General features: G+C 31.2%; 10 protein-coding genes and 1 other annotated feature. Of the genes, 8 read left to right on the top strand and 2 right to left on the bottom strand.

Going from position 1 to position 13,175, the window contains the following annotated elements; all coding sequences use genetic code 11:
* Positions 1-3: 3 nt before the first annotated feature.
* The 3 genes from AC0N0V_RS00250 to AC0N0V_RS00260 all read left to right on the top strand — a co-directional run bounded on the left by AC0N0V_RS00250 (position 4) and on the right by AC0N0V_RS00260 (position 2,143).
* Positions 4-849 carry a YhfM domain-containing protein gene (locus AC0N0V_RS00250; protein WP_474461494.1) on the top strand — a complete coding sequence of 282 codons (846 nt, stop codon included), beginning with the start codon at positions 4-6 and terminating at the stop codon, positions 847-849.
* A gap of 116 nt (positions 850-965) precedes the next feature.
* Positions 966-1,811: an Mrp/NBP35 family ATP-binding protein gene (locus AC0N0V_RS00255; protein WP_474461496.1), complete on the top strand. Its 846-nt coding sequence runs from the start codon at positions 966-968 to the stop codon at positions 1,809-1,811.
* Positions 1,812-1,954: 143 nt separating this feature from the next.
* Positions 1,955-2,143, top strand: a complete 189-nt coding sequence (locus AC0N0V_RS00260; RefSeq protein ID WP_474461498.1) for a ferredoxin — start codon at positions 1,955-1,957, stop codon at positions 2,141-2,143.
* Positions 2,144-2,251: 108 nt separating this feature from the next.
* Here the strand turns inward: AC0N0V_RS00260 and AC0N0V_RS00265 are convergent, their stop codons facing one another.
* Complete coding sequence (locus AC0N0V_RS00265) at positions 2,252-2,428, bottom strand: hypothetical protein (RefSeq protein WP_474461499.1); 177 nt, start codon at positions 2,426-2,428, stop codon at positions 2,252-2,254.
* A gap of 229 nt (positions 2,429-2,657) precedes the next feature.
* Here AC0N0V_RS00265 and nrdD point away from each other — a divergent pair, with 229 nt between their 5' ends.
* Positions 2,658-4,772: an anaerobic ribonucleoside-triphosphate reductase gene (nrdD, locus tag AC0N0V_RS00270; protein WP_474461502.1), complete on the top strand. Its 2,115-nt coding sequence runs from the start codon at positions 2,658-2,660 to the stop codon at positions 4,770-4,772.
* Between the two features lie 130 nt (positions 4,773-4,902).
* Positions 4,903-5,412 carry an anaerobic ribonucleoside-triphosphate reductase activating protein gene (gene nrdG / locus AC0N0V_RS00275; protein WP_474461504.1) on the top strand — a complete coding sequence of 170 codons (510 nt, stop codon included), beginning with the start codon at positions 4,903-4,905 and terminating at the stop codon, positions 5,410-5,412.
* A gap of 213 nt (positions 5,413-5,625) precedes the next feature.
* Here the strand turns inward: nrdG and AC0N0V_RS00280 are convergent, their stop codons facing one another.
* Complete coding sequence (locus tag AC0N0V_RS00280) at positions 5,626-6,258, bottom strand: MBL fold metallo-hydrolase (RefSeq protein WP_474461506.1); 633 nt, start codon at positions 6,256-6,258, stop codon at positions 5,626-5,628.
* A gap of 373 nt (positions 6,259-6,631) precedes the next feature.
* On the opposite strand from AC0N0V_RS00280, the gene AC0N0V_RS00285 reads away from it, so the two are divergent.
* The 3 genes from AC0N0V_RS00285 (at position 6,632) to AC0N0V_RS00295 (ending at position 13,147) form a co-directional block, all read left to right on the top strand.
* A complete protein-coding gene (locus AC0N0V_RS00285; RefSeq protein WP_474461508.1) occupies positions 6,632-8,440 on the top strand; it encodes an N-acetylmuramoyl-L-alanine amidase in 1,809 nt (602 codons plus the stop codon).
* 163 nt (positions 8,441-8,603) lie between these two features.
* Positions 8,604-8,829: a binding site (T-box leader), on the top strand.
* A 95-nt stretch (positions 8,830-8,924) separates the two neighbouring features.
* Complete coding sequence (ileS, locus tag AC0N0V_RS00290) at positions 8,925-12,032, top strand: isoleucine--tRNA ligase (RefSeq protein ID WP_474461510.1); 3,108 nt, start codon at positions 8,925-8,927, stop codon at positions 12,030-12,032.
* A 116-nt stretch (positions 12,033-12,148) separates the two neighbouring features.
* Positions 12,149-13,147, top strand: coding sequence for a LacI family DNA-binding transcriptional regulator (locus AC0N0V_RS00295; protein ID WP_474461512.1), 999 nt, complete (start codon positions 12,149-12,151; stop codon positions 13,145-13,147).
* Positions 13,148-13,175: the final 28 nt, after the last annotated feature.

Raw genomic sequence — 13,175 nt, forward strand, 5'->3', positions numbered from 1 at the left:
TAATTGCAAGGTAAATCTAAGGGTTTAAGAAATAAAGGAAGTTGGTTTTTAATTATAGTTTTAGTAGCCTGTTTTATTTCATCAGGTTGTAGTAAGATTGATGAGCTGAAGGTGAAAAGTGGCCTCAAAAATACTGATTTTGAATATATAAAACAAGGGAAAATAGAAAAGATAGTAATACAAAGCACTAGAGATCAAGGTTTTAGGTTTATAGTCACAGATAAGAATGCTATTAGTGAATTATATGACATTCTTTCTCAAGCAAAGACAGCAACTCAAAAGTCTCCATTAGAGCCTGATTATATATTTGAAATGGTTGAAGGAAATAAAGTTCATAAATTTAGTTATATAGCTGGGCTAGATAGAAAGGATTCGGGAAATCTCTATAGCGATGAAAAAATATATATTGTATCTAAAAGAATAGATAATGATATAATAAAAAGTTTTTGGACCATAAGAAAACCAAAAGATTTTAAGGAGGTATACTATAGTTCAATAACAGAGACTTTAGAACAATATCTAAAAGATAGGGATAAAAATAAGTCTTTAGGTGTAAACTTAAGAGATGATGTTGAATCAGGAAAATTTATATTATCAACAGATCTAGAGGACTTTAAGGGGAATTTAAATAGTAAATTTAAAAATGTAAAAGTTGCAGATAAGAATAAAGAAAATTATGATGTTTGGGCTACTGTAAAAACACAAGGCTATAAATCTACTCTATACAAAGCTATAGTTACCTTTTGGGATAAAAATGAAAAAAGTGAAAGAAAATATTATATATTTGATAAATATGAAAATGGTAGATGGATTATAAAAGTGTCAGAGGAAAAACCGGAGGGATTCTAAATTTTTGTTGCTTTTGAAATATTTATCATAGTGGTATAATGATGATAACAGATACATTGTATGCTTACATAATTTTAGCATATGATGAAAACTTATACCAAAGGAGGAATATACTAATGGGAAATTGCGATAGTTGTTCAAGCAAAGGAAAATGCAATAGTAATAGTGAAAGTTGCTCAAAGACAATGCCTAAGTATGGGAAAATAAAGCATATAATTGGAATTATAAGTGGTAAAGGTGGCGTTGGAAAGTCAACTGTTACAGGTATATTAGCTACTCAGTTAAGAAAATCTGGTTATAGTGTTGGAGTTTTAGATGGAGATATTACAGGCCCATCTATGCCAAGATTTTTCGGTGTAAATAATCAGAGGGCAGATATAAATCAAGTTATGGATACACAAGATGTAAAGTTCGTTCCAGTAGAAACCCCTTCAGGTATAAAAGTAATTTCTTTAAATTTACTTACTGAAGAGGAAGAACAACCAGTAATTTGGAGAGGGCCAGTAATTACAGGGGCATTAAAGCAAATGTATACTGACACTGAGTGGGGGGAACTAGATTATCTTTTAATAGATATGCCACCAGGAACAGGAGACATAGCGTTAACTATAATGCAGGAAATTTCGCTTGAGGGTATGGTGATAGTATCAACACCTCAAGATATGGTGTCTATGATAGTTAAAAAAGTGGTTATTATGGCTCAAAAGATGAATGTTAATATAATAGGATTAGTAGAAAATATGTCTTACGTTAATTGTGGTAAGTGTGGGGAAAAAATAAGAATTTTTAGCAAGAAATCGGCAGAAGAACAAGCTGAGTACTTAGGATTGCCTTTACTTGCCGAGATGCCAATAAATCCTGATTTAGTAGAAAGTATGGAAAATGGTAAAGTAGAAAATTACATAGTTGAATCTGGTGAGTATGATGATTTACTTGATAGATTTAAGAGTAAAATCAGTTAATTATTTTTAATGTTTAATGTAAATATATAATACTTAATTTTTAGAAATCCTAATATTAAGTTCATTATTCTATAATAAATAAGTGTATTTTAGACAATAATAGATATGGAAATGTTAAATTTGATATTATAGGAGGAGTTAAAATGAAAGCAGTAGTTGATAAGGATACATGTATATCATGTGGATTATGTCCATCAATATGCCCTGAAGTGTTTGAGATGGAAGATGACGGAAAAGCAGGAGTAGTTGTTGATGAAGTTCCTGGCGATGCGGTAGACTCAGCGAAGGAAGCAGAAGAAAGTTGTCCTGTAGATGCTATCACAGTAGACTAAAAGAAAACTAAGAAGGCTAATTTAGCTTTCTTAGTTTTTTAATTTACAGTAAAGTGTAACATATTGTTTTTGATTAAATATGTTAAGTAATTATCTTAATAAAATTATTTAAAATAATCCCATATAACTGTGATTAATCATTCTCATAGATCCTGTTTGGATATTTACTTTATCGCCTACTTTGACTCCAACTGGAAGTTGATAAACTCCAATATTTACTGTTCTCCCATCGTTAAAATTTACACAGGCATCCATTAAGTTTATATCAATTATTTTTCCAATCATTGTATATCACCTCTATAATAGTGTGTTTTATTATTCAGCAATTATTCATGAATTTTTTCTCAAATATCAAATGACGTACTATAGTAAAAAATAAGATAATATGAAGATAGTCAAAAGCAGTCGGTGGTAATATATTCTTAGCCCTTATTTAAAAATTGCTTAAAAATTTTTAGCATAGTATAATATCATGGTGTTTAGCACAATATATAGTAGTTTGGAGGTATGTAGTATGCTACATGTTGTGAAGAGGGATGGCAGAAAGGTAGAATTTGATTCTATAAAGATAACGAATGCTATAAAGGGCTCTTCTGAAGAGATTGGATATGAGTTAAGGGAAAGTGAATTTATAGACTTAACACAAAAAGTAATGAGAAAAATTGAAGATATAAATGTTTCGGAAATTAATGTGGAAGATATACAAAATATAGTTGAACAAGCTCTACTAGAAAACAGTTATAAGGAAATAGGAATGGCTTATTCCAATTATAGAGGAGAAAGAACAAAGATAAGAGAGATAAAGTCAGACCTAATGAAAGCAATTGAAAAGATAGGGGTAGAAACGGATAGGGATAACGCAAATGTTGGAAACAACTTCAGTTCTAAATTACTAAGAATAGCAAGTGAATCCAATAAGTGGCACAATCTTTCTATTATGCCAAAATATCTTTCTAGGGCACATGAAAATGGTGATGTGTATTATCATGACTTAGATAGTTACAATTTAACTACAAATTGTTTACATATACCAACGAGAGAGATATTAGAGAGAGGGTTCAATACAGGATATGGAACTATAAGAACACCTAGAAGAATAGAGTCGGCAGCAGAACTTTCATGTATATTGTTACAATCTACACAAAATGATATGTTTGGTGGACAATCTCACCCCGACTTTGATAATGACATGGGAGTATTTGTAGATCCTACTAGACAAGAGATAATAGAGGAATTAAAAGAATTAGAGATTAAAGAAGATAAGATTAGTTTTATAGTAGAAAAAAAGCTTAAGAGAATAATAGAACAATCTATGCAGGGCATAGTGTATAACCTTAACACTATGCATTCAAGAGCTGGTAGTCAGGTTCCATTCTCCTCAATTAACATAGGAATACCAGAGTCAAAAGATGCTGCTTTAGTTTGCGAAATATTTTTAAAGGAATACGAAAAAGGATTAGGAAACAACGAACAGCCGATATTTCCAAATATAATATTTAGAGTTAAAAAGGGTGTAAATGCAAATCCAGAAGATCCATATTACTACCTATTTAAGCTAGCTTGTAAGGTAGCTGCCAAAAGAATGAATCCTACATTCATGAATCTGGATGCAGATTTTAATAAGTACTATTATGACCAAGGGGTATTACCTGCTACTATGGGGTGCAGAACATATGTTTGCTCTAATATAAATGGAGAACCAGGAACAAAAGGTAGAGGGAATATAGCTCCAACTACTATAAATTTACCTAGATTAGGACTCATGGCAAAAAAAGACATAAATAAGTTTTTGAAATTATTGGATAGTAAACTTGAGTTAGCTAAAGAATCTTTAATGCATAGATATGAAGTTCTTAAAAGATTAAGATTAAAAGACTTACCTTTTGTAGCTGGACAAGGGCTAATGAAAGGTTCAGAAAATTTATCGCAAAATGATTCTATAGAACCTATATTAAAGCAAGGAACATGGTCAATTGGATTTATTGGACTTGCAGAAACATTAGTATCTTTATTAGGAAAACATCATGCAGAAAGTGATGAGTCTAGGGAATTAGGAATAAAAATAGTTTCACATATTAGGAGATATACTGATAGGCTAACGGAGGAAACTCATTTAAATTGGAGTTGCTATGCAACACCGGCAGAAGGACTTAGCGGTAAATTTATACTACAAGATAAAAAGATATTTGGCGATGTACCTGGAGTAACTGATAAAGATTACTATACAAATTCATATCATATACCAGTGGGATATCCAATATCAATAAAGGATAAAATAGACATAGAAGCACCATACCACAAGTTATGCAATGCTGGACATATAAGTTATATAGAGATAGATGATTATCCTTCTGCAGAAGTGATTATGGACATACTGAACTATGCGTATAATAACACTAATATAAGCTATATAGGTATTAATTTTCATATAAGATATTGTAAGGATTGTGGAACTTATCTTCATGGCGAAGAGAGTTGCCCAAGCTGCGGAGGTATTAATATACAAGGAGTTTCAAGAGTAACAGGATATCTTTCACTAGATGAAAGATTTGGAGCTGGAAAAGTTGCAGAGAGAAAAGACAGAATTTCACATGGAAATAATAATCAGGTTTATACAGTCACTAATTAAAATTTTAATATAACATAAGTTAAAGGGCAGAGAATAAACTCTGTCTTTTAATTTATAAGTTATAATTTGTTTTATGCCAGATAGAGTTTTTATGAGGCTAATGTAAATATTTCACAGGGGGAAGTTTAGCATGAAAAATGAGGTTAGATTATCAGGAATAGCTTATGAAAGCCTAGTCAATGGGCCAGGACTTAGGAGGGTATTCTTTGCACAAGGATGTAAGCATAACTGCGATGGTTGTTTTAATCCTAGTACTCATGATTTTAATGGAGGAGAGATAAAGGATATAGATGAGCTTGTAGAAGATATAAAAGTTAATCCAATGATAAAAGGAGTAACATTTTCAGGTGGAGACCCTTTTGAACAAGCAGAAGAATTTGCATATATGGCTCGAAAAGTAAAAGAATTAAATTTAAACATATGGTGCTATACAGGATATACCTTTGAGTATATTTTAAGTAATATAAATAAACACAAGGGATGGGACAACCTGTTACATTATATAGATGTTTTAGTAGATGGAAAATTTGAAGAAGATAAATACGTCGAAAACCTTAAGTTTAAGGGATCGACAAACCAAAGAATTATAGATGTAAAGAAAAGTTTGAAAGCTAGACACACAATAAATTTAGATATATAAAATATGATATTAGTCTACTTTAATATTAAGTTTATTTATTATCCAAAACATATTAAAAGTATCCATTGTATAAATAACAATTATAAGAAAATGCTATCAATATCACTGCTCCTAATAAATGACATTGATAGCGTTTTTAACTTTAACTAAATTATAAATATATATTAAGAATATTGAACTAGTTATCTTAAAGTGAATTTTTAGAAGGAATCCTTATTTATAATTTAAAATCATAACCTTATTTGTGCCTTCAAGTTGGCCTTCTATAGTTAAAGTGCTACTTCCAACTCTTTCACCATTTTTCATATAAGCTAGAAAGTTTTCTAGGCCCTCTAGTTCAAAAGATAACATAGGGGTTTTGTAATGCATAGGTATTACTATGTGGCTATTAATTAATTTAGCTACTTCAGAAGCTTCTTTACCATCTAATGTAAAGTTGCCGCCTATAGGAATAAGTAACACATCCACAGTTCCTATTTTTTCAATATCATCTTTTGATAGAATATAACCTAGATCACCTAAATGACATATTTTATAGCCATCTACTGTCAAAATAAAAATTGTGTTTTCGCCACGCTTTGCTCCTTGTACTTTATCGTGGTAAGAAGGAACAGCTGTAACAGGTATGTCGCAAAGATAAAAAAAGCCTACTTTATCTACTACATGCTCATATTTAACATTTTCTAAATAGTCATGATCAGGATGATGGTGGCTGATTGTAACTAAATCTATATCTCCTTTAAATGTATCATATCCAACGCTTTCATCGAAGGGATCCATTAAAATTCTTCTCCCCTTGGAATCTTTAATTAAAAAAGATGAATGACCAAGCCAAGTTATCTCCACAAAAAAGCACCTCTTTCTTTTGATTTATCACTTGCTTAAATAACAGTATACATATATATTATAACCTTAATAGATTATATTAAAATAAATATGTAATCCATTAAGTCTAAAAAATTCTTGTTTTTCTATCTAAAACTTGCTTAGAATATTACAAGAAATATCCCAAAGTAGTAAAATCAGAAGATTATCAATAAAATTAGTAGCATATGCGATATTAATGTCAAAATACATCTACTTTTCAGTGTAAAATTTAGATAATTTATATTATAATAGTATATGGTGGATAATTTTCATATAAATATATTAAGTATAATAAAGTTTTTGATGTGTTATTATGTAAATTACTTAATATAAAAAATTTGGAGGTGATTGTGTGACAAATAAGAAAAACTGTATTTTTATAATACTTAGTTTTTTGTTTGTTTTAGTTTTTAGCAGTAAAATCAATTTTGTACAAGCAGCTTCTTATGATGATATAGGGGTAAAGGCAGATATTGACGCAGGTAAAGTATGGACTATAAAATTTAATAAAGAATTAGACAAAAATACAGTGAATAGTTCTATGTTTATAGTAACTGACGAAAATAATCAACAAATAGAAGTTAACGTAAGTATTGGGAATGACAATAAGTCAGTTATAGTATCACCTAAAAATCAATATGATTATGGAAAAACATATAACTTATTGATAAAAGATGGAATAAAGTCACTAGAAGGTGGTAAGTTACTTAAATCAGTTAATATGCAGTTTAAAATTAAGTCTAATCCAATAGTTGATAAAGGTTATGTAGTAACTATTGATCCAGGTCATGGTGGAAGTGATACTGGAAATATTGGACAAACAGGTGTAAAGGAGAAAGATGTAGACCTATCAGTAGCGTTAAAGGTAGGGAAAATTCTTCAAGATAACGGAGTAAGTGTAATATATACAAGAAATAGTGACAGTGTATCTTGGAATAAAGATAATGATTTAAAGGCGCGTTTTGATATAGCTAATAATGCTAAATCTGATTTTTTTGTAAGTATACACGTAAATAGCTATCCTGAAAACTCATCGGCGAATGGAATAGAAACATATTATGCTGAACCTGACGTTGTTGGAAAAGGATTTGCTCAATCAATTCAAGAAGAACTTACAACAAGAACAGGGCGTGTAAATAGAGGAGTAAAGGTAGGCCTTGCACAACACGAAATACTAAGAGGAACTACAGCAAGTGCCGCATTAGTGCAATTGGGGTTTATTACAAATCCAGAGGAAAGTGTTGTTTTAGGAACTGAAGACTTTCAAAATAAAAGTGCATCTGCTATTGCTAATGGAATACTTAAATCTTTAAGCTTAGTAGATAAAAGTAAGAATATTACTATAAGTTCTATAAAAGAGTCATCTGATAGTGTAGTACAAGGAAAAGCTTATACTCTTCCACTAAGTGTATCAGCAGTTATGAGCGATGGAAGTTCTAAAAAGGTTAATGTAATTTGGGATGATAAGACGGTTAATACAGCTGAAATAGGAACGTACTCTTACAAAGGAACTGTAGCAGGATATAGTAAAGCTACATACTTAACGCTGAGGGTAGTTTCTGAATCTGATCCAGTACCTCCAGATCAAACAAACAGTAAGGTTATAGTATTAGATCCTGGGCACGGTATAGGTAGAGATACGGGAGCAACGGGAGTAACTGGTGTTCAAGAAGATGATGTAACTCTTAAGGTGGCATTAAAGACAGGTAAGATACTTGAGGAGAATGGTGTAAAAGTAATCTATACCAGAACTACAGATGAACGTTCTTCGACGCCAATGAGTGTTGTAGAAAGTTTACAAAGAAGATGCGATACTGCAAATAATGCAAATGCAAGATACTTTGTTTCTATACATAATAACTCATTTAGTAGCGAAAGTGCCTATGGTACAGAGACCCTTTATAACCCAGGAAATACAGATGGTGAAAAGCTAGCAAGAGCTATACAAAATAGTATTGTAAGTGAATTAGGATCTTTTGATAGGGGATTAAAGGATGGAAGCTGGCTATATCTCGTGAATAATAGTAGTGTTACTACGGTTCTGACAGAGCTAGGTTTTTTAAGTAACCCAGGTGAAGAACAGAAGCTAAATAGTGATGAGTATCAAAATAAATATGCACAAGCAATAGCAAGGGCTATATTGCAATCTCTAAGCGAATAATTTGAAACCTAAATTCAGGTGGGATTTTCCCATCTGTTTTTTATTATAAGTTATTTTAAGTAAAAATAATGTGATTAAAAAATATTTATAAAAAAAATTGACAATAAAAGGTGGTTATACTATAATAAAAAGAAATTATAATGATGTGTAAAATTTTTTAGATTTAAAAATGTTGAGCAGGAAAAGTATTTAAACTTAGTTACTTACAGAGAGTGGAGAATGGTGAAAATCCACAGGAGGAGTTTAAAGAAAATCACCTGGGAGTTGGGAAACTGAATAAGTATATATTTAGTAAGTTTCTTCGTAATTCTGCGTTAAAGAATAGAGTATGCTTGTACTTGAAAGTATTTTACCATAGGTGGTATAACGAATTTAGCTTCGTCCTATTTGGATGAGGTTTTTTTATTTGTAAATTATAAAAAATAAGTATAAAATATGGAAAGTGGTAAAAAATTTACAATAACAAAGGAAAGGGGCTAAGATTATGTACAAAAAGATTGACAATTCCAGAAGCTTTGTCCAAATGGAGAAAGATGTAATAGGGCTTTGGAGAGAGAGAGATGTTATCAAGAAAAACTTTGATCTAAATAAAGATGGGGAATACTTTACTTTCTATGATGGACCACCAACTGCAAATGGAAAACCTCATATAGGTCATGTACTTACAAGAGTTATGAAGGACTTAATTCCAAGATATAAGGTTATGAAAGGATATAGAGTTCTTAGAAAAGCAGGCTGGGATACACATGGTCTTCCAGTTGAACTAGAGGTTGAAAAGACACTTGGTATTTCGGGAAAACCTCAAATTGAAAGTTATGGTGTGGAAAAGTTTATTCACAAATGTAAGGATAGCGTATTCACATATGTTAGTCAGTGGGAAGAGATGTCAAATAGAATAGGATTCTGGGTTGATATGGATAATCCTTATGTAACTTATCATAATAATTATATAGAATCCGTTTGGTGGGCTTTAAAACAAATATGGGATAAAGACTTATTATATAAAGGTCATAAAATTGTGCCGTACTGCCCAAGATGTGGAACAGCGTTATCATCACATGAGGTGTCACAAGGATACAAAGATGTAAAAGAAGCATCTGTGTATGTTAAATTTAAGTTGAAGAATCAAGATAAGTATATGCTTGCATGGACGACTACACCTTGGACTCTACCAAGCAATATAGCATTAACTATAAATAAGAATTTTGATTATGTAGAAGTGTTAAATAAAGAAGAACATTTAATTTTAGCCGAAGGGCTTTTATCAAAACTTGATGGAGAATATGAAGTTTTAAGAAAGTTTAAAGGTGAAGAATTATTAGGTTTAGAATATGAGCAATTGCTTAAGTTCGTAAAACCTGAAGGTAAAGCATTCCAAGTTGTTCATGGAGATTATGTAACTTTAAGCGATGGTACAGGAATTGTTCATACTGCACCTGCATTTGGTGATGATGATAACATGACTTGTAAAAAATATGATTTAGCATTTGTAAATCCAGTTGATACGCAAGGTCGTTTTACAGATGAAGTTACTCCATGGAAGGGAATGTTTGTAAAAGAAGCAGATCCTAAGATTATAGAATTCTTAAAAGAAAATAATTTACTTTATAAAGATGAAAAATTCCTACACTCATATCCATTCTGTTGGAGATGTGATACCCACTTATTATACTATCCAAGAGAAACCTGGTTTGTAAGAATGTCATCTCTAAGAGATAGATTGGTTAAGAATACTAATGCAACAAATTGGTATCCAGACAACGTAAGAACAGGAAGATTTGGAAATTTCGTAGAGGGAGCTATCGATTGGGGATTAAGCAGAGAGAGATACTGGGGAACTCCTCTTCCAATATGGGAATGTGATTGTGGCCATAGAGAGTGCATTGGAAGCATATCTGAACTTAAAGAGAAGGGGATAGATGTACCAGAAAATATAGAGCTTCATAAGCCATATATTGATGGAGTTAAACTAAAATGTAGCCAATGTGGAAAGGAAATGACTAGAGTTACCGAAGTAATAGACTGTTGGTTTGATTCAGGATCAATGCCTTTTGCACAGCACCATTATCCATTTGAAAATAAAGAAATATTTGAACAAAATTTCCCAGCTCAGTTTATATCAGAAGCTGTAGACCAAACAAGAGGATGGTTCTATACTTTAATGGCTATATCTACTGTGCTATTTGATAAGAGCTCCTTTGAGAACTGTGTAGTTTTAGGTCACGTGCTTGATAAAAATGGTCTAAAGATGTCAAAGAGTAAAGGAAATGTATTAAGCCCAACTGTAGTTCTAGAGAATGAAGGAGCAGATGCTACAAGATGGTACTTCTATACTGCTAGTGCTCCATGGCTTCCATCAAGATTCTATGAAGAAGCAGTACAGGAAAGTCAAAGAAAATTCTTAGGTACTTTATGGAATGTATATTCATTCTATGTTTTATATGCTGATATAGATAACTTTAATCCATTAGATTACAAAGATTTTGTAAGTGGAAATGTAATGGATAAGTGGATAATGTCAAGATTAAACTCTTTAGTAAATGAAACAGCAGAACACTTAGATAACTATAGAATAACTCAAGCAGCTCTTAATATTGGTGAGTTTGTAGATGAACTATCTAACTGGTATGTAAGAAGAAACAGAGCTAGATTCTGGAGTGAGGAGTTAACAGACGATAAAATAGGTGCTTATGTAACTTTATATAGAGTGCTTAAAACATTAACTCAAGTAGCAGCTCCGTTTGTTCCGTTTATGACTGAAGAAATATATCAAAATCTTGTAGTAAATCTTGATAAAGATGCTCCAGAAAGTGTTCATTTATGCAAATGGCCAGAATACAATGAAGCGTTTGTAGATGCAGATTTAGAAGCAGATATGGAAGAGGCTTATAAAATAGTTAAGCTTGGAAGAAGTGCTAGAAATTCCGCTAACATAAAGAATAGACAGCCGCTTTTAGAGATGCTTGTAAGTTCAAAATCTCTTCCAGATTATTATGGAGATATTATAAAAGATGAATTAAATATCAAAGAGGTAGTATTTGGTGCTGATTTATCAAAGTATGTTAACTTTGATATAAAACCAAATTTACCTGTAATCGGAAAAAAATATGGTAAGTTAATACCAGCTATAAGAAAAGAAATATCTTCAATGAATCAAATGGAACTTGCACAAAAAATCAGAAATGGTGAAACAGTGTTAATTTACGTAAATGAAGAAACAGAAATAGAGTTAAATGAAGAAAATTTACTTGTTACGATGCAAGGATTAGAAGGATTTGCATTTGCAGGTGAAGGAACTATAGGCATAGTTTTAGAAACAACAATTACAGAAGAACTAAAAGAAGAAGGAAATCTTAGAGAAATACTAAGTAAAGTTCAAAACATGAGAAAAGAAAGCGGATTTGAAGTTGCTGACAAGATAAATCTTTATGTTTCAGGAAATGAAGCTCTAGAAAATGTAGTGAAAAAATATGAAGATGATGTAAAGAAAGAAACTCTTACTGTAGATGTTATCTACAATTCTTCAAGAGAATATGTTAAGTGCAAGATAAACGGAGAAGAGTTTGATATTGCAGTAGAAGTAGTTAAATAATAGTAAAAAATGTGTATAAGATAAAAACAACTATCTTATACACATTTTTAATGTATAAAAAGGTATAATATAGTTTAAGTAGTATGTTTTAAAAATATAAGTCGGGAGTTGATAGTATGCCAGCATCCATTAAAGATGTAGCTAAGGAAGCGGGAGTATCGATAGCCACCGTTTCAAGAGTTTTAAATGATGTAGACGTTGTAAATGAAGAAACTAAAAAAAAGGTATTAGAAGCAATAGATAAATTAGGCTATAGACCAAATATAGTCGCAAGAAGTTTGAAGACCCAAAAAACAAAAACAATAGGTATAATAATACCTGATATTTCAAGTCAATTTTATCCTGAAATAGTAAGAGGAGCAGAAGACGTAGCTAATATTTATGATTATAATTTAATGCTATGTAATAGTGATTTAGATCCGGAGAAGGAAATAGAATATTTAAGAGTTTTAAGAGAAAAAATGGTTGATGGTGTTTTATACATGAGCACTTCTCTTGAGGATAGCACTTTAGAAATTATAAACAAATTACAGATTCCAATAGTTTTAATAGAAACAACAACTAAGCAAGGAAATATTCCAAGTGTAACTATAGATAATGAGATGGCTGCTTTCGATGCTGTAGAGTATTTGATTAAAAAGGGAAACAAAAAATTAGCATATATAGGAACACATGAAGATGCGGTTCATGCTAGTGCATTAAGATATTCAGGTTACAAAAAAGCAATTATTGAAAACAACTTAAAGCTTGATGAGAAGCTTGTATATTTTGGAGGATTAAAGGCTCAGGATGGCTATGAAGGAATACTAAGTATTTTAGATAACGATAAAATAGATGCTGTATTTTGTGCTAGTGATGAAATAGCCATGGGAACGATAAACGCACTAAGAGAAAAAAATATAAGAGTTCCAGAAGATGTAGATGTAGTAGGTTTTAATAATATATATTCATCAGAAATATTTTATCCAAAAATCACTACAGTAGGTGAACCGATGTATGATATGGGTTCTGTAGGTATGAGAATGCTTATAAAAATTATAAATAAGCAGGAACTGGAAAATAGAAACTATGTATTTAAGCATCAATTAATAGAAAGAGATTCTTGTAAAAAGTAAAGTATAAAAACCACAGCAAGTAACGAAT

This window comes from Clostridium sp. CS1-1 (assembly GCF_056135525.1).

What these genes read in the sequence shown, in the direction of transcription:
- AC0N0V_RS00295 (WP_474461512.1), top strand. Translation starts at nt 12,149, where the DNA reads ATGCCAGCATCCATTAAAGATGTAGCTAAGGAAGCGGGAGTATCGATA.
- AC0N0V_RS00255 (WP_474461496.1), top strand. Translation starts at nt 966, where the DNA reads ATGGGAAATTGCGATAGTTGTTCAAGCAAAGGAAAATGCAATAGTAAT.
- AC0N0V_RS00265 (WP_474461499.1), bottom strand. Translation starts at nt 2,428, where the DNA reads ATGATTGGAAAAATAATTGATATAAACTTAATGGATGCCTGTGTAAAT.
- nrdD (WP_474461502.1), top strand. Translation starts at nt 2,658, where the DNA reads ATGCTACATGTTGTGAAGAGGGATGGCAGAAAGGTAGAATTTGATTCT.
- ileS (WP_474461510.1), top strand. Translation starts at nt 8,925, where the DNA reads ATGTACAAAAAGATTGACAATTCCAGAAGCTTTGTCCAAATGGAGAAA.
- AC0N0V_RS00260 (WP_474461498.1), top strand. Translation starts at nt 1,955, where the DNA reads ATGAAAGCAGTAGTTGATAAGGATACATGTATATCATGTGGATTATGT.
- nrdG (WP_474461504.1), top strand. Translation starts at nt 4,903, where the DNA reads ATGAAAAATGAGGTTAGATTATCAGGAATAGCTTATGAAAGCCTAGTC.